The sequence below is a fragment of the Pedobacter rhizosphaerae genome, assembly GCF_900111155.1.
In the GTDB taxonomy this organism is placed as follows: Bacteria; Bacteroidota; Bacteroidia; order Sphingobacteriales; family Sphingobacteriaceae; genus Pedobacter; species Pedobacter rhizosphaerae.
The window spans coordinates 45,994-63,361 of record NZ_FOGG01000026.1 but is presented as its reverse complement, the minus strand read 5'-3'; the positions used below and the strand labels follow the sequence as shown (position 1 = coordinate 63,361).

The 17,368-nt window shown below is 40.9% G+C and carries 13 protein-coding genes; 8 read left to right on the top strand and 5 right to left on the bottom strand.

Translation table 11 applies throughout. The features are described from left to right. The first annotated feature begins 254 nt into the window (after window positions 1-254). Window positions 255-2,336, top strand: coding sequence for a CehA/McbA family metallohydrolase domain-containing protein (locus BMX11_RS17965; protein WP_090886802.1), 2,082 nt, complete (start codon window positions 255-257; stop codon window positions 2,334-2,336). A 145-nt stretch (window positions 2,337-2,481) separates the two neighbouring features. Here the strand turns inward: BMX11_RS17965 and BMX11_RS17960 are convergent, their stop codons facing one another. Then, window positions 2,482-2,778, bottom strand: coding sequence for a DUF3861 domain-containing protein (locus BMX11_RS17960; protein WP_090886800.1), 297 nt, complete (start codon window positions 2,776-2,778; stop codon window positions 2,482-2,484). A 480-nt stretch (window positions 2,779-3,258) separates the two neighbouring features. Between BMX11_RS17960 and pxpB the strand changes: the two genes are divergently transcribed. Genes pxpB through BMX11_RS17940 form a run of 4 tightly spaced genes read left to right on the top strand, consistent with a single transcriptional unit; the run spans window position 3,259 to window position 6,898 of the window. Beyond that, on the top strand, window positions 3,259-3,963 hold the full coding sequence (pxpB, locus tag BMX11_RS17955) for a 5-oxoprolinase subunit PxpB (protein ID WP_090886798.1): 705 nt from the start codon (window positions 3,259-3,261) through the stop codon (window positions 3,961-3,963). Window positions 3,964-4,005: 42 nt separating this feature from the next. Next, the gene (locus BMX11_RS17950) at window positions 4,006-4,956 is read left to right on the top strand and encodes a 5-oxoprolinase subunit C family protein (protein WP_090886796.1); all 951 of its coding nucleotides are present in this window, start codon (window positions 4,006-4,008) and stop codon (window positions 4,954-4,956) included. Next, window positions 4,953-5,717: a LamB/YcsF family protein gene (locus tag BMX11_RS17945; protein WP_090886794.1), complete on the top strand. Its 765-nt coding sequence runs from the start codon at window positions 4,953-4,955 to the stop codon at window positions 5,715-5,717. Before BMX11_RS17950 ends, BMX11_RS17945 begins: the two co-directional genes overlap by 4 nt. Next, window positions 5,714-6,898 carry an NRAMP family divalent metal transporter gene (locus tag BMX11_RS17940; protein WP_090886792.1) on the top strand — a complete coding sequence of 395 codons (1,185 nt, stop codon included), beginning with the start codon at window positions 5,714-5,716 and terminating at the stop codon, window positions 6,896-6,898. Before BMX11_RS17945 ends, BMX11_RS17940 begins: the two co-directional genes overlap by 4 nt. 141 nt (window positions 6,899-7,039) lie before the next feature. Here BMX11_RS17940 and BMX11_RS17935 read toward each other — a convergent pair whose 3' ends face one another. Both BMX11_RS17935 and katG read right to left on the bottom strand, forming a co-directional pair. After that, the gene (locus BMX11_RS17935; protein ID WP_245738703.1) at window positions 7,040-9,598 is read right to left on the bottom strand and encodes a BamA/TamA family outer membrane protein; all 2,559 of its coding nucleotides are present in this window, start codon (window positions 9,596-9,598) and stop codon (window positions 7,040-7,042) included. A 778-nt stretch (window positions 9,599-10,376) separates the two neighbouring features. Next, window positions 10,377-12,653: a catalase/peroxidase HPI gene (gene katG / locus BMX11_RS17930; protein WP_090886788.1), complete on the bottom strand. Its 2,277-nt coding sequence runs from the start codon at window positions 12,651-12,653 to the stop codon at window positions 10,377-10,379. A gap of 248 nt (window positions 12,654-12,901) precedes the next feature. On the opposite strand from katG, the gene BMX11_RS17925 reads away from it, so the two are divergent. From BMX11_RS17925 to BMX11_RS17915, 3 genes are all read left to right on the top strand, one after another. Then, window positions 12,902-13,489: a GDSL-type esterase/lipase family protein gene (locus tag BMX11_RS17925; RefSeq protein WP_090886786.1), complete on the top strand. Its 588-nt coding sequence runs from the start codon at window positions 12,902-12,904 to the stop codon at window positions 13,487-13,489. Window positions 13,490-13,552: 63 nt separating this feature from the next. Beyond that, the gene (locus BMX11_RS17920) at window positions 13,553-14,281 is read left to right on the top strand and encodes an esterase family protein (protein WP_175474607.1); all 729 of its coding nucleotides are present in this window, start codon (window positions 13,553-13,555) and stop codon (window positions 14,279-14,281) included. A gap of 41 nt (window positions 14,282-14,322) precedes the next feature. Then, window positions 14,323-15,144, top strand: a complete 822-nt coding sequence (locus BMX11_RS17915; RefSeq protein WP_090886782.1) for an HAD-IIA family hydrolase — start codon at window positions 14,323-14,325, stop codon at window positions 15,142-15,144. Between the two features lie 96 nt (window positions 15,145-15,240). Here BMX11_RS17915 and BMX11_RS17910 read toward each other — a convergent pair whose 3' ends face one another. Then, window positions 15,241-15,873 carry a TetR/AcrR family transcriptional regulator gene (locus BMX11_RS17910; RefSeq protein ID WP_090886780.1) on the bottom strand — a complete coding sequence of 211 codons (633 nt, stop codon included), beginning with the start codon at window positions 15,871-15,873 and terminating at the stop codon, window positions 15,241-15,243. A 258-nt stretch (window positions 15,874-16,131) separates the two neighbouring features. Continuing rightward, window positions 16,132-17,175, bottom strand: a complete 1,044-nt coding sequence (locus BMX11_RS17905; RefSeq protein WP_090886778.1) for an NAD(P)-dependent alcohol dehydrogenase — start codon at window positions 17,173-17,175, stop codon at window positions 16,132-16,134. Window positions 17,176-17,368 lie beyond the last annotated feature (193 nt).

The following is a 17,368-nucleotide window of genomic DNA, read 5'->3' as shown; positions in this document are numbered from 1 at the left end:
CTATCTTAACTTCCCTTAACTTCTTAATGTTGGAAAGAATAATGCTTTTGCTGCTTAATTCTTGCCTGCAAATAATCCACTCCAAATTCCCTGATGTTTCGCCCTACCCATTTTTCATAGCCCCCATGTACACAAACCCTTTAATTGCAAGCTAAAAGCTTTTAGTTAAGCAATTTTACCACAAAAATATTGCAAAAAGAAAAGTAATAATTGATGGTAAATACAGTATTTTGGTGGCTTCAACCTAACCAATTATGAAAAAAACACTGCTCATTGGCTTGCTTTTTTGCGGCTTTACCTCTTTTGCTCAATCCCCCCTGGTCGATCTCTCTGCTGTAAAAAAGAACGGCGCAACCGTAACTGTTAACCAAAAATTAATTACTGTAAACTGGCCGGCAGGTAAAAGCGGAACGGCAAAAATGATTCTCGACCTCGACAAGAGCAAACCTCTCATCAGGAGCATTTCGTTAGGAAAAGGAAAAATACTTAAAGAAATTACCTCAAGCCTTGATCCTGCTTTTGTACTTACTGTAGGCAAACGCACACTGAGTCCGAATAGTGGTGGTTGGGATGTTTTCTTCGATCGTGTACCCAAAAAACCGTATAAATCGTACCTCGTAAGCATTGATAAACGAAGTGCAAAAGTAACCACCAGCGGGCAACAAACTATTGTTCGCATTTCTGGTGCCCGGGCTGATCGCTTTGAGGGGGCAATCGAAGTAACCTATTACAACGGAAGCCCTTTATTTAATGTGGCTGCTGTATTATCAACCCAGACAGACTCTACAGCCATTCTTTATGATGCCGGATTGGTGAATAAAGGATCATTATGGAAATCTATGGCCTGGGCAAATGTTCAGGACCAAATGCATCACATCACACCACAACCAAGTGATGTCAGCAAAAATGTGGAAGTAAAATATCGTACCATCATCGGAGAAAACCCAACCGGAAGCCTTGCCCTCTTCCCTGCCCCGCACCAATATTTCTATCCACTAGATGAAGCCTTTAACCTTAAGTTTACCTGGTATGGCAAAGATTATCACCAATTAATCCCGGGCTTCGGAATGGGTATTCGCCAGGATCCTTTGGGCGACAATAGGTATGTTCCCTGGTTTAATGCCCCTCCGGGCACACAACAACGATTAAATTTCTTTTGTTTACTAGCCGAAGGCAATGGGGAACAGGCTCTGGCAGAAGTTAAAGCTTTTACACATGGTGATGCTTACAAGCCCATTGCGGGTTTTAAAACGATGTCTACACATTTTCACAACGAGTTTATCAGCGAAGTAGCCCTATCCGGAAAACCTATTCCTGAAAAGCCTGAGTTTGTAGACGTATTGAAGAAACATGGCTTAAACATTGTTAAACTGGCTGAATTCCATGGGCCAGGCCATCCTAAAGGTCCGGATAACGATCGATTGAGAGAGCTGCAAGCACTTTTTGAGCAGACTAAACGCTTATCCGACTCCAACTTCCTGCTTTTACCGGGCGAAGAGGCCAATAATTTTTATGGTGGCCACTGGTTGGCATTTTTCCCTAAACCAGTATACTGGGTAATGTCGAGGAAAGCCGATGAGCCTTTTGTAACCGAAAATCCTGCACTCGGCAAAGTTTATCATATTGGAAACTCAGCAGAAATGCTAAAGCTTTTGGAGCTGGAAAAAGGCCTCGCCTGGACAGCTCATGCACGTACCAAAGGGTCAACGGGCTATCCTGATGCCTATAAAGACGAACCCTTTTTCAAATCAGATACTTTTCTTGGTGCCGCCTGGAAAGCCATCCCAGCCGATTTATCCATCCCTACGCTCAGCCAAAGAGTATTAAAACTGGGCGACGATATGGCCAATTGGGGATTGAAAAAGCAGGTCATTTCTGAAGCGGATATTTTTACCATTACCCACCAGAATGAAATGTACGCCCACTTAAATGTAAATTATTTGGAAATGGATAAACTCCCGAACTACAGCGAGGGTTGGCAGCCTGTACTGGATGTAATGCGAAAAGGTAGATTTTTTGTTTCTACGGGAGAAGTTGTTATTCCATCCTTCAACATTGATGGCAAAAAATCTGGAGAAACATTAACTTTAAGTAAAACGGGCAAGGCGACAGTTAATATGCAGCTAGACTGGACATTCCCAATGAATTATGCTGAAATTGTTTCCGGAGACGGAAAAAATGTTTACCGGGAACGCATAAACCTCAATAATACCCGGGCATTTGGCAATCAAAAATTCAGCTGGCCCATCAATCTTGCCGGCAGGAAATGGGTTCGCGTAGAGGCATGGGATATTGCGGCTAATGGAGCATTTACGCAAATGATATGGATAGAATAGCTTGAGAAGCAAAAAAAAGATGTAAAATGGATTAATGGAAGAGGGAATTTACGCTCGATCGCCGGATATCCATTTTACATAACTACATTGCTTATCCTAGCTAGCCATTTTCTATCATTACATCCTGCCTAACATTTTCTTCATGCTATTTTTTCCCTTTTAGCTTTTTCATAAATTCCCCGAAAGCCGGACGGAATTCTTCAAACAAAGGGTGCTCTCTATTCCGCAACATTACCTCACTGAAGAGTTTCAAACCGACGATAAATTCTGTTGTCTCTTCTGGACTTTCAAAAAGCCCTTTGGTTTTTACCTGCTCAATCAAATCAAGAATATTATCATGATTATCAAATTCAAAAGTGATTGATCTATCTGATGAAGTTCCATCTTTGAGTTCAATCTCGCTTAGCTTAATGCTATAATGGTTGTTTTTTTTATTTATCATTGTTTATCGGGTAAATGTTTTTAATTGTTTAACTGTCTAATCGCTTAACTGTTGAATTGTTTGGGTGGCAACTGGGAAATGGTTTTATTGTTTAATTGCTTAAACGTTTAATTGTTTAACTGAAAACTGAATACTGTAAACTGATTACTGACACCGGCTAAATAAGCTAAAAAACATAACTTTAATTTCTATCGATTGTCAGTTTTTAGCATTGCCTCAGTTTCTTTACAAAGTATAATTTTTACCAAGATTTAAAAATTACCACCATAAGTCAAAATACAGCTTATAATGAAACATCATACCCGAACTACTTTGCCAGATTTTTCAAAAAACACCTCGACCTGTTTCCAAAGGAATACCGGAAAGTTTAAATTCAAAAATTAGGCATCATGGTATTTTTTTGGCATCTTGTAAGCTAGAAGAAATGCTCACTAAAACCCTTATTTCAACAACAAAACTGCCTTACCTGTGTCTGAAGCGATGAATTTAATAACAGATATTTATGCTTTAAATGAAAAATCGATTACCATTGTTTTCGGAGATGAAATTAGTTTAGCACTGGCAGATCGTATTTCTGCATTTAATCAGATTCTGCATACCAATCCATTTCCAGGCCTGATTACAACAGTTCCGGCTTACGCGAGTTTAACGGTACATTACGACCCCATTAAAGTATATCGATCTGACTTAAAAGGAAATACATGTATACAAAAGGTATCTGATTACATCAAGTCACTAAAAATAACCGAGACTCAAAACAATGCCCCGCGAAATCGGATTACCATTCCTGTTTATTATGGGGGCGAATTCGGTCCAGACATTGAGGTGGTTGCGGCTCATGCCAACTTAAGTACAGCTGAAGTTATTCAGCTCCATAGTACAGCCACTTACCTGGTACACCTGATTGGCTTTGTGCCCGGTTTTGCTTATATGGGTGGACTCAATAAACGCCTTTCTACCCCCAGGAGAAAACAACCAAGGGCAAAAGTGCCTGCCGGGGCTGTAGGTATTGCAGGTGAACAAACGGGTATTTATCCATTAGACATTCCCGGAGGCTGGCAAATTATCGGGCAAACCCCATTCAAACTATTTGACCCCAACCGTTCAGTACCGGCATTATTAAAGGCTGGCGACGAAGTGGTCTTTCAATCCATCACACTTGATCACTATCAATCTCTCTTGTAAATGATGCAGATTACCATTATAAAGCCTGGATAATTAAGTACAATTCAAGATTTAGGGAGAGTCGATTTTTTATCTCAGGCTGTGCCTATTTCAGGAGCAATGGACACCTTATCGGCCAGAATCGCCAATTTAGCTGTCGGAAATTCAGATACCGAAGCGGTAATAGAATTTACTTACGGCAATGCATCATTTAAATGCGATACTGACATTTTACTTTCCTATTGTGGCAATGGGGCAACTTTGCAATCCCATAACGAAAAACTCCCCGCTGCAAGAGCTATATTTCTTAAAGCAGGGACAATAGTTAACCTGAAAAATACCACAAGCGGTGCGAGAACCTATCTGGCTGTTCCCGGAGGATGGGATTTGCCACTGGTTTTAAACAGCAGAAGCACTTACACACCTGCAGGGTTTGGCGGTTATGAAGGCAGGGCTTTAAAAGTGAATGATTGGCTATCGGGCAGTAAAAAACTAAGCAAGACTAATATTCAGTTACTAAACGATTTTAAAAACAGCAATAAATCTTATGCACGCTGGGGTATTTACGAGGATTTAATTAGGGCAAAAAATCAGAAAGTAGTGAGGATAATATTGGGAGGAGAATCGAACTGGTTTGATGAGACATCAATTGTAGATTTGCTTTCTAAAACCTATACCATCGACCTGAAAAGCAATAGAATGGGCATTTACTTAAAGGGATCAAAACTCAAAAGAGTTCAATCGACAGAACTTTTAAGCACGGCTGTTTGCCCTGGCACGATACAGGTAAATGGAGATGGGGAAATGATTTTACTCATGGCCGACTGCCAAACTACTGGTGGTTATCCGCGGATAGCACAGGTTGCCTTAGTAGATTTGCCTATCTGTGCCCAGTTAAAACCCGGAGATGAGATTCTATTCGAAGAAATTAGCCCATTAGCAGCAGAAAAATTATATTTAAAGCAGGAAAGAGACCTCGCTAAATTGGCATTAGCCATAGAAATGATATTATGAATAAAACGATTGACCTGAACTGCGATATGGGCGAAGCATTTGGCAACTATCGAATGCCTGATGATGAGCTCCTTATGAACTACATTACATCTGCCAATATTGCTTGTGGCTTTCATGCCGGCGATCCTGGAGTAATGCAGGAAACAGTTAAAATGGCCATCCAAAAGGGAATTGCGATTGGTGCCCATCCAGGCCTTCCTGATCTTCAAGGTTTCGGCAGAAGAGAAATTAAAATATCTCCAGGCGAAGCTTACCAAATGACGCTGTACCAAATCGGTGCCCTGCATGCCTTTGTAAAAGCCGCGGGTGGCCGATTAAACCATGTTAAATTGCATGGTGCACTTTATAATATGGCAGCCAAAGACCTGCTCCTTTCTAACGCAGTGGTACAAGCGGTAAGTGATTTTGATTCAAGCCTGCTCCTTTATGCCCTATCCGGCAGCAAAATGATCGAAGCTGCACATACAGCCGGTATTCAAACTGCCTCCGAAGTTTTCGCCGATCGTACTTATCAGGATGATGGATCGCTTACACCCCGTAGCGCTAATAATGCAATGATTAGCAGTGATGAGCAGGCTATTGAACAAGTATTGATGATGGTTAATAAACAGGAAGTCATTTCTACCAATGGAAAAAAGGTAAATCTACATGCCGATACAGTATGTTTGCATGGCGATGGGCCGCATGCGGTAACCTTTGCAAAAATGATTAGCGAAAAGCTTAAAAATGAAGGAATAACGCTTAAGTCACCGGCTAAATGAAGAAAAAACACAACTGGAGTATCCTGATCGGAGCTGCTTTCTTAATGGCCTCCTCGGCCATTGGGCCAGGCTTCTTAACGCAAACGGCTGTTTTTACCGAACAATTAGGTGCAAGCTTTGCATTCGTAATCCTCCTTTCTATAATTCTGGATGCCATTGCACAACTGAATATCTGGAGAATCATTGCTGTAGCCGATCAACCTGCTCAGGATATCGCAAACAAGGTTTTCCCCGGTGCGGGATATTTTCTATCCTTTTTAGTTTTTCTCGGCGGACTTGCCTTTAACATTGGGAATATTGCAGGGGCAGGTTTAGGTCTCAATGTTCTTTTTGGTATCAGTATCGCACAGGGAGCCATGATTAGTGCCATTATAGCCATAGGTATTTTCGTTTATAAAGAAGCGGGCAAGGCAATGGATGCTTTCGCTAAGACCATGGGCTTACTCAAAATAGGCTTGGCACTTTACATTGCTTATGTGAGTGACCCTCCTATTGCCGAAGCCCTGGTGAAATCTGTTAATCCTACCCAATTCAGTTTTAGTGCGGTGCTTACCATTGTAGGCGGAACAGTTGGTGGATATATTACCTTCTCTGGTGCACATCGGTTATTAGATGCCAGACAAACAGGAATAGATAACCTACCAGCTGTGAACAAAGGTGCTTTAAGTGCCATTGGTTTGGCTTCAGTAATGCGGTTGCTTTTATTTATTGCCGCTTTGGGGGTAGTGAGTACAGGCGCTAAATTAAATCCCGAAAACCCTGCTGCATCTGTATTTCAGCTGGCCAGCGGTCAGTTTGGCTATAAAGTATTTGGTTTGGTGATTTGGGCCGCGGGAATTTCATCTGTTGTCGGCTCGGCCTATACTTCCATTTCCTTTATCAAAAGCTTTCATCCAACAATCCTTAAGCTTAACCCGGCAATTACGATTGTTTTTATATTAATTTCCTTCCTGATATTCATCCTGATAGGAAAACCTGTTAAAATACTTCTGGCTGTTGGGGCTATAAATGGTTTAATTTTACCCATTGCACTTGGCGTAATGTTAATCGCAGCTTATCGCTCGAAGATTATTGCCACCTATAAACAACCTTTGTGGCTTACCATTTCTGGCTTAGCGGTTGTTATTACCATGATTTGGATGGGTTACGGAACGATCATACAGCTATTTAAGGATTATTGATCATTTTACGCTAATTGTTTTTGGTAAACTATTACGAGTTAAGATATACCTCTTAACTTCTTGATGCTTTAACTGATTTACAACTAAAGATTATAACTCTGTTATTTGATCACCGCTCTTAGATAAGAAACCCTATCAAGGTTAAAACCTAAAACCAAAGTTGATATAATATAAAGTACTTTCTTCAGAAAAACCAACCGTACCCTGAATTAAAATCAGGTCTGCGGGCGACAGATAAACCCCAGCCCCATATCCATTATGCCATTTCTTTGAGGATTGATCAGGACTCCAAACCCTGCCAATGTCATAAAAACCCAAAACGCCCAACTTTCCAGGGAAGAGATATGAATTAAAATCAAGCACCTTCAGCCGAAGTTCCAAGTTATTGTACACCATTGTATTTCCGGTAAAACGCCGGGTATGATACCCCCTCAGCGTTTGCGGCCCTCCTATTTTAAGCTGTTGAAAATAGGCCGCCTGTCCAATGGTGGTGCCAAAGGCCGTACGATTAGCAATAACCAATACCGAATCCTGATCCGGATTTAAATAAGCACTAAATTCAGTACTTACCTGCCCATATCTGTTTTGCTCATCTCCAATTTGCTGTACTGCCTTGATAGTGTTGCGCCAAACCACTCCTTTTGTAGGTTGTAACAGATTGTTCCGGGTATCGAGGTTTGCCCGAAAAGAAACGCCGGCATACCATTTCAGGTCGAATACATTATCTCCAGGATTGGTAGCAGCGTAGCTATTCAAAAAATTATTACCATTATTGCTCGCGGCACTGTTGTAAAATTGTGCATCTAAACCGGCGCTCAGTCTAAATTTCCCTACGCTCCGGCTTAAGGCTACTTCGGCATTTACATAATCATAGCGATTTCTAAAGTAATCCATGGCATTAGGGCCTTCCTTAAAAATACTCTCATTACCAATACCGAAAAAATTGCTGACATTGTTAGGTCCGTGCGAATTAATATTGATACTCAAGTCATTTTTACCAATTGCCTTCTTCCAATCTCCCGCATAATCGATGAGAAATGAATGCCTCACCGTAGAGTATTTTACAAGAAACTCATTTCTGGAAGCATATGGTTCTTTTCGAAAACCTTGCTTGGTGGTTCTATAGCCAGTAATTAAAGAGATTCCATAATCGTTATTATAATCAGCCAGCACCACTACTTCCGATCGATCGTATACAAATGCAGTTCGGTTAAAGGCATTTATTGTACTATCGCTTGCCGTTCTAATTTTTGCCTCCTTGCTTAAAGGAAATGCATTTTCTTTATCAGAACGATCATATACATATAAGTTACTTTTGTTTTTTACTTCAGGATCAATTTTGAAACGATCAGCTCCGCCACCCCCAATCATCCGTACTTTTATTGGCGATTTACCAGTCCCCGATACCTCAAAAGCATCCTGTCCATCGAAACCGTAAAGCCTGATCTCTTTGGTTATCTTTGGGTTGAACACCCGCTGATAAATAATCCCATCCTCGGTTCCGTCCTTTTTCGTCTTATGGATTACCACAGAGAGATTTCCATCTGCCAGGTTATTGATAGCAAAATATTCATGTTTATCACTCGCAGTAATATCAACATAAATAGAAATAAAACGATAATAGGTTAATGCTTGCTTTTCGAGATTTTTCCGTCTGGCAATAAAGGTTTTTGCCGGTTCTTTTCCAGAAAGTTTATAGATTTCGGGAGGCATGGTTTGCATGGCACCATATATCAACTCATCACTCAATTTTTCCTGAACGAACCTAATTTGTGCTAACCAATCTTGCTCTGACAATTGATTTAAAAAGAATCTATCAAAATACCGGGCATTAAAATTCCAGCCATTAATATCTCTGATTTCTTCGTGATAAGGCTGAAATTTTGACTTCAGCCATTGATGAGAAACAATCCAGGGGAAAACACCTTCCGTACGATAATAAACCTGATCTCGATCACGTGGGATAGGTGTATACAAGGTTTTGCCATCTGCTTTTACTTTATCCCATCGCCACTGGTCTTCATGACGATCCCAGTCACCAATCAGCATATCTAAAAGCCTTGCCCGCAGCACTGTTTTCTGATCTATCGCCACATCATTATCCTGTTTTAGCTTTGCAATCACTTTTTCTGTATTATCAGTTTTAACAGAACTTTCGGGCTCCCGCTCTTCAAAGAGATATACATTATTGGCGAAATCCTTTCGGTATTCTCCCAGACCTGGATCATCGCCTATATAAACAATTTGCGGATTAGAATGTGGTATTCCCAGTGCCGAAGCCAGTTTTGGAACGGTTAAGAAAGAAAAGGGATTGGCGGTAGAAACCTGGTCTTTCAATATATCTCTGGCAATGGTTTTCTTCAGGCCCGGAGGCAATGCCCGCTCTGGAAATTTTTGCAGGGTTCGCAGTACCCATTCCTTACCCGAAACATCTACCAGGCGTAAAGATCGCGTTTGCATCCCTCCTCCCAGCTTAACAATCTGTAAACCGCCCTTTTCCTGCTGAAGATCAAGTACTTTAACCATCACCGGTGTAGCCCATATTTTTCGGTAATTCTCCCCAAAAAGAAAACGGTGCAAGTCAGTCACCTGATCGTACTCCGGCCCAACTGCAACGCGAATGCTATCCTGCCGACCGCTTTGGGCATACCCAATCATCGGCAAGGTTACCAGCAAAAAATAGAGAATTTTTCTAATCAAGATTTTTTTATTCTAAGATAGGAAATTTGGCCACAAAGAGGTGATACAAAATGCGGTCACAAGTCTATTACCTAAACTCCCAAAACATTATACCACATGGCTCCTATTTTTTCACCATATTGGCCATGAAAGAAAATATAGGTATTAATCGGAGTGCCTGATTATCTAAGGTCAAATAGGGACCCTGTAGGTTATCGCTCCCTACCCAATGAACCAATGACTAATGAACCAATAAACTACAATTAACCACCCCCAACCCCTCCTAAATTAGGCGGGAAGCAGGATCGTGCTTTAGCCAAATAGGAACCCTGTAGGTTGGTCATTGCACCGTACCCAATGAACCAATGACTAATGAACCAATAAACTACAATTAACCACCCCCAACCCCTCCTAAATTAGGCGGGAAGCAGGATCGTGCTTTAGCCAAATAGGAACCCTGTAGGTTGGTCATTACATCTTGCCCAATGAACCAATGACTAATGAACTAGTATCGCAATAAGATCCCCGCATGCGCGAGGATGACGGATTGTTGATGGGTGAAAATTATTGGTAGGAATACAGGGTAAGGTTTTGGAGGTTATTGCACCCTGCCCAATGAACCAATGAACTAATGAACCAGTGAACTGAACGCCCAGACTTACCACTTAAAACTTATAACATACAACTTATAACATACAACTTACTATAAAACTTCCTCCCTAACACAATCTAACATTCCCCTAACAAAAAAGCGCCCCGAATAAATCCGGAACGCTTTTAATATACTTTAATCCACTATTTAAACCAGATCGAAACGATCCAGGTTCATCACTTTTGTCCAAACGGCTACAAAATCCTTTACAAATTTATCGCTGGCATCCGAACTGGCGTAAACTTCTGCAATGGCTCTTAATTCAGCGTTAGACCCGAATACCAGGTCAGCCCGGCTAGCAGTCCATTTCGGTTGACCTGTTGTACGATCGCTGCCAATATATAATTCCTTATCTTCGGAAGCCGCTTTCCAGGTCGTTCCCATATCCAGTAAATGAATAAAGAAATCGTTGGTTAATTTTCCTGGACGTGTAGTAAACACACCATTTTTGGAACCATCAAAGTTAGTATCCAACACACGCAAACCACCCAACAACACTGTCAATTCAGGAGCCGTTAAAGTGAGTAAATGCGCTTTGTCAATGAGCGATTCTTCTGTAGAGGCAGCTAATTTTAATTTACGATAATTACGGAAGCCATCGGCAAGGGGTTCCAGATAACCAAATGACTCTACATCGGTTTGTGCTTGCGAAGCATCCATTCTACCGGGAGCAAAAGTTACTTCAATCGCATGTCCGGCATCTTGTGCTGCCTTTTCTACAGCCGCAGATCCTGCCAAAACAATCAAGTCGGCCAAAGAAATCTTTTTACCATCTGCCTGTTGGCTATTAAATTCGGCTTGAATACCTTCCAGTACCCCTAATACTTTTTGTAACTGTGCCGGGTTATTTACCTGCCAATCCTTTTGTGGTGCTAAGCGAACCCGGGCACCATTTGCTCCTCCACGTTTATCTGATCCACGAAAAGTGGATGCAGATGCCCAGGCTGTAGAAACCAATTCGGCAATGCTTAACCCTGAACCAAGCACTTTCGATTTTAGGGCATTAATATCACCTTCATTTACCAGAGGATGATTAACTGCTGGGATAGGATCTTGCCAAAGCAACTCTTCCTGCGGTACATCCGGACCAAGGTAACGCTCTTTAGGCCCCATATCACGGTGGGTTAATTTGAACCAGGCACGAGCGAAGGCATCAGCAAACTCGTCAGGGTTTTCCAGGAAACGTCTGGATATCTTTTCATACGCAGGATCAAAACGTAAAGAAAGATCCGTAGTTAACATGGTTGGGGTATGTTTCTTAGCCTCATCAAAAGCATCAGGAATAATGGCTTCTGCATTTTTAGCCACCCATTGGTGTGCTCCTGCCGGACTCTTCGATAATTCCCATTCAAAACCAAATAAATTTTCGAAGAAATTATTACTCCATTGGGTAGGCGTTTTGGTCCAGATAACTTCGAGTCCGCTGGTAATGGCATCTGCCCCTTTACCAGAACCGAAGCTATTATTCCATCCCATGCCTTGCGATTCGATACCCGCAGCTTCTGGCTCCTTGCCAACATGATCAGATGAGGCAGCACCATGGGTTTTACCAAAGCTATGTCCTCCGGCAATCAGGGCTACCGTTTCTTCATCATTCATCGCCATACGTCCAAATGTATCACGGATATCTTTAGCAGCTAAAACAGGATCAGGATTGCCATCAGGACCTTCGGGATTTACATATATTAAACCCATCTGCACCGCAGCAAGAGGTTTTTCTAAATTACGTGTATGAACATCCCCATCTGCATTATCATCAGAAACCAGTACCCCATTTCCTTTTCCTACACCATCAGACCCATGCGCGTAACGAATATCGCCTCCTAACCAGGTCTTTTCAGATCCCCAGTATACCGACTCATCAGCTTCCCAAACATCTTCCCGTCCACCTGCAAATCCAAAGGTTTTAAAGCCCATTGATTCTAAGGCGATATTACCGGTAAGGATCATTAAATCTGCCCAGGAAATTTTGCGACCATATTTTTGTTTAATTGGCCAAAGCAGTCTGCGGGCTTTATCCAAACTCACGTTATCCGGCCAGCTATTTAACGGTGCAAAACGTTGTAATCCGGCACCTGCTCCACCCCTTCCATCACCTACACGGTAAGTACCAGCACTGTGCCAGGCCATGCGGATAAATAAGCCGCCATAGTGACCAAAATCTGCCGGCCACCAATCTTGCGAATCAGTCATTAACGCATGTAAATCAGTTTTCAAAGCTGCCAAATCAAGGCTCTTAAAGGCTTCAGCATAGTTAAATTCCTTATCCATTGGGTTTGAAAGTGTAGCGTGCTGACGCAGAATATTAAGCTTTAACTGATTGGGCCACCAGTCGCCATTTCTGGTTCCACCACCAGCTACATTGTGTTTCATGCTTCCGTTATGAAACGGGCATTTGCTGATATCGTCTGATCCTTTTTCCATGTTTTGTTATCGTTTATGAATGAATAATATTACTCGTTGGAGATTAATTGGTAGTATAAAATTAAAACAATCGGGCATATAATAACAATCATTTAATTCTATATTTTGATAGTCAAAATCTATAATGGAGAATAAGTGATTGAATGAGAGAATGATTGAGTGATTGAATGCCTATTCTTTAGATTGTACACATAAACTTAACATACCAGCTAATTTATCGCAACGTAAAGTCATTATCTTTAACCTATATGTATTGGTACGAAGAAGAGGTAAAGCAACTTGAACGCAATAATGGGGCAAAAAGGTACGATCCGGGTATCATATTTTATGGGAGTTCCTCTATTCGGTTGTGGAATAGTCTGGATAGTGATTTTACTGGTAGAAAGGTTACCAATTTAGGTTTTGGAGGATCAACCCTTGCTGCCTGTGTTTGGTTTTTCGAACGCATTATGATGGAATACACCCCAACGGCCCTGGTTGTTTATGCAGGAGATAACGATTTGGGAGATGGCAGGCATCCGGAGGAAATATTCATTTTCTTTCAACAGTTAATGGTGAAGGCGAATTTAAGGTTTGGCCCCTTACCCTGCTATTTTATTTCCCTGAAACCCAGTATTTCAAGATGGCATAAGGCCGATCAATTTAAATACACCAATAATTTAATTGAGAGTGAGATCATTAGGTTGAATGGCAACTGGAAGTTTATTGATGTATTTAAGAAAATGCTTGATAAACAGGGAAACCCCAACCCGGCATATTTCGATCATGACGGCCTGCATTTAAGCGAAGAAGGATATCGTTTATGGAGCGCTGTTGTTTCCGAAAAGTTAGGGTAATCATTACCTTTTATTAATATGTAAATAATATCAGAGCGCTAATTTTCTCTCAAAGATTTAGCGATGAACAGGGAATACCATAAATGGTTTAGCAATAATCTGCAAAGGCATATGGAGCTTTTGATTTTCGGACATGCGGGAAGAGCAGTTCTTTTCTTTCCAACCCGAATGGCCAGATTTTACGATTATGAAAACTGGGGAATAATCGATTCCTTAAGAAATCAGATTGAAAATGGCGAACTTCAGCTTTTTTGTGTAGACAGCATTGATGGGGAGAGTTTTTACAACGAGCATGTTTGTCCACCTGCACGGATGGAGCGGCATTTACAGTATGAAAAGTACCTTTTAGAAGAAGTGATGCCATTTATAAACCTTAAAAATGGCGGCGATTATATCGCAACTGCCGGATGTAGCATGGGTGCTTATCATGCCATTAACCTGGCCATGAAATATCCGCTACTCTTTAAAAAAGCAGTAGGTATTAGTGGAAGGTACGACCTCACAGAAGCGCCCGGAGATTTCCGCGATCTACTGAGTGGTTTTCGTAACGAAACCATCTACTTTAATATGCCAGCCCAGTTTTTAAGCAATCTAAATGATACTGAGCTACTTGATTCCCTTCGGAAAATGGAGATCATTATTGCGGTGGGTGAAACCGATCCATTTTTAAGCGGAAATCAATATTTAAGCAGTATATTGTGGCAAAAAGGCATCAGTAACCATTTCCACACTTGGGAAAGCAATGCCCATCGCCCACACTACTGGAGAAAGATGGTGCCACTCTACATTTAAATAACACCGCAATTTTGCATTGATCAATATAGTATAGAAGAATGAAACAGGGATTATTAATAGATATGGACGGGGTGATTTATAGCGGGGAAGAATTGATATTTGGCGCAGACAAGTTTATAAAAACACTCCTTGATGAGGATATTCCTTTCGCCTTTATGACCAATAACAGTCAAAGAACTAGCCTTGAGGTAGTGCGTAAACTTAAGGGCCTCGGTATAACGGTTGATGAAAGTCATGTGTATACCAGTGCAATGGCTACAGCAAAGTTTCTTTCAGACCAAAGCCCAAACGGAACAGCATATGTACTCGGTGAAGGAGGTTTACTAAGCAGTTTACACGCAAATGGGATTACATTAGTGAACACAGACCCGGAATTTGTTGTATTGGGTGAAGGCAGAAACTTTACCCTTGAAATGGTTCAGCGTGCAGTAGATATGATTCTGGCAGGCGCTAAATTTATTACCACCAATCGTGATCCATCACCTAAGAGACCGGGATGGAATAATTTGGGTATTGCAGCAACAACAGCCATGATTGAAGAAGCTACAGGCAGAAAAGCTTTTGTAACAGGTAAACCGAGTCCGGTGATGATGAGATCGGCTAGAAAGTTTCTAGGTTTGGAGACCAGCGGAACTACTGTTATTGGTGATACGATGGAAACAGATATTCAGGGTGGTGTACAAATGGGATATAAAACAATCCTTGTTTTGTCGGGCATTTCGAGCAAAGACAGGTTAGGTCATTACGCCTTTAAACCAGATATGATTGCCAGTTCTGTTGATGAAATCAGGTTTCCTTTAAACTGGTGGGAAGAAGCCAAATCAGTGGATACAGCTGGATTGTTGACAGAGAATAAGTAACATCGATTTTTCACCACCTTAGGCATCTAAGGCATCTTAGTTTTTGATGTCTGAGGTGTCTTAGGTGGTTTTATTCCAGGAAAGATCTCCTAAGCACTAATCATACGCCCAATCTATTATCTGCCTGATCGTTTTCTTTAATTCTGCCTGACCTTCTGCTTGTTTAAGGTCGATACCACAAAATGGCCCCATATTCATTTGGGCATGTAGCGTTAAATAGTAAACACTGCTAAATAAAATAGCTTCTATTGCCCTGAAGTTTTTTTCCTTACCCTTAAAGTGATCGTCAATAATCTCTGTTAACAGGATCTCCCCTAATTTCTCGCGCTTCTGATTTAATTCTTTTAAAGGCTGAAGATCTTCGCTCAGCTCCCAGGTGATAATCCTCCGCATTTCAGCATTTTCCATGAGGCTATCAAACGTTTTCTCTAATATATCTGTAGCCAATGTTTTTCCGAAATCATGTTTGTTTGATGCGATGATCCCTTCTACATCTTCTTCATTAATTTTCCAATAATCTTTGGCATTTAGATATTCCTTCACCACGCCTTCCAGCCCACCAAAATAATCGTAAATTAACCTTCTGTCTACACCAGCCTTATCGGCTACCTTACTTATATTTAAGCCCGAAAATCCATCTTTATTTAAGATATTACCCAAGGCATCTATTACTTTCTTTTTCGTTCTCTCCTTGTTCCTAATAGGACCGTCAGTAACTTTTCTTGCCATCTTTACAGGTATTTGATCCTGCAAGTTGCATTTTTTTAATCATAAAGACAAAGACTTTAAATTAACCGATTAACCTGCTTTACAAGATAAATGGAAAGATGTAAAAAGGTGTTTACAGGTCTAATTTAAACCAAAAGAGGATACATCATAAATTCAATTGACCATTCCTGAATGGCCGAAAAAAATCGGGACAACACTCAAGAGATTTATTGATTTATGATACACCCTCTTTCGATACCTGGGCAATTTGAAGTTAGCTTATAAGGTAGCCATATCAATTACGAACCTATAGCGAACATCTCCTTTTTCCATTCTCTCATAAGCTTGATGAATATCTTTAATATCGATCATCTCAATATCTGAAACAATGTTGTTTTCAGCACAAAAATCAAGCATTTCCTGGGTTTCTTTAATCCCTCCAATTCCAGATCCCGCTAAACTTTTTCTACCGCCCAACAAGCTAAATGCATTAATTTGTGCTGGCTTAGGTGGAACCCCTACGCAAATATGCGTTCCGTTTGTTTTTAACAGCGAAAGATAAAGATTGAAATCATGTTCTGCAGAAACGGTGTCCAGGATAAAATCAAACTGTCCTTTAGCCGCTTCTATCTGAGCAGGGTCTGTAGTTACTACAAAATGGTGTGCTCCCAATTTCTTTGCATCTTCTTCTTTTTTAGGAGAAGTACTTAATACCGTTACTTCAGCGCCAAATGCAACACCAAATTTAACAGCCATATGTCCTAAACCACCAAGACCTAATACAGCTAATTTATGTCCTTTACCTACTTTCCAGTGGCGTAATGGCGAATAAGTAGTAATACCAGCGCAAAGCAATGGTGCTACTGCTGCAAGGTTCAATTGATCAGATACCTTTAATACAAATTCTTCTCTTACTACAATAGAATCAGAATAACCTCCATAGGTAGGCGTTTTTCCATCGCGTTCTAAACCATTGTAAGTTTGAGTATTTCCTTCCAGACAGTATTGTTCTAAATCCTGCTTACAGTTCTCGCAAACCTGGCAAGAATCTACCATGCATCCTGTACCTGCAATATCTCCTACTTTAAATTTCTTTACATGGTCGCCTACTTTAGTTACTCTACCCACGATTTCATGACCAGGTACCATAGGGAAAATACCAGGAAACCAATCATTCTTAATCTGGTGAAGATCGGAGTGGCATACTCCACAAAAAAGTATTTCGAATTGTACATCGTGGGGCCCTACTTCTCTACGTTCGAAATTCCATGGCGCAAGACCTGTCTCCGGACTTTGTGCCGCATATCCTTTTGTTGCTATCATAATTTTAATTTACAGTAATTACCATAACAAAGTTAATTCACAATTGTTATCCGGATGTTATGCAATTCAAATAAATGGTTACGAAATTCAAACAATCAATTCTAACTTATGCAGCCAGATTTTCCTCCTTTAAAATTTTTACAATACTGTGGAGACATCTAAATCATAATTCCACTACAAATACATCTCCTTG

What these genes read in the sequence shown, in the direction of transcription:
- BMX11_RS17920 (WP_175474607.1), top strand. Translation starts at nt 13,553, where the DNA reads ATGAACAGGGAATACCATAAATGGTTTAGCAATAATCTGCAAAGGCAT.
- pxpB (WP_090886798.1), top strand. Translation starts at nt 3,259, where the DNA reads ATGAATTTAATAACAGATATTTATGCTTTAAATGAAAAATCGATTACC.
- BMX11_RS17960 (WP_090886800.1), bottom strand. Translation starts at nt 2,778, where the DNA reads ATGATAAATAAAAAAAACAACCATTATAGCATTAAGCTAAGCGAGATT.
- katG (WP_090886788.1), bottom strand. Translation starts at nt 12,653, where the DNA reads ATGGAAAAAGGATCAGACGATATCAGCAAATGCCCGTTTCATAACGGA.
- BMX11_RS17910 (WP_090886780.1), bottom strand. Translation starts at nt 15,873, where the DNA reads ATGGCAAGAAAAGTTACTGACGGTCCTATTAGGAACAAGGAGAGAACG.
- BMX11_RS17915 (WP_090886782.1), top strand. Translation starts at nt 14,323, where the DNA reads ATGAAACAGGGATTATTAATAGATATGGACGGGGTGATTTATAGCGGG.
- BMX11_RS17965 (WP_090886802.1), top strand. Translation starts at nt 255, where the DNA reads ATGAAAAAAACACTGCTCATTGGCTTGCTTTTTTGCGGCTTTACCTCT.
- BMX11_RS17940 (WP_090886792.1), top strand. Translation starts at nt 5,714, where the DNA reads ATGAAGAAAAAACACAACTGGAGTATCCTGATCGGAGCTGCTTTCTTA.
- BMX11_RS17925 (WP_090886786.1), top strand. Translation starts at nt 12,902, where the DNA reads ATGTATTGGTACGAAGAAGAGGTAAAGCAACTTGAACGCAATAATGGG.
- BMX11_RS17945 (WP_090886794.1), top strand. Translation starts at nt 4,953, where the DNA reads ATGAATAAAACGATTGACCTGAACTGCGATATGGGCGAAGCATTTGGC.
- BMX11_RS17905 (WP_090886778.1), bottom strand. Translation starts at nt 17,175, where the DNA reads ATGATAGCAACAAAAGGATATGCGGCACAAAGTCCGGAGACAGGTCTT.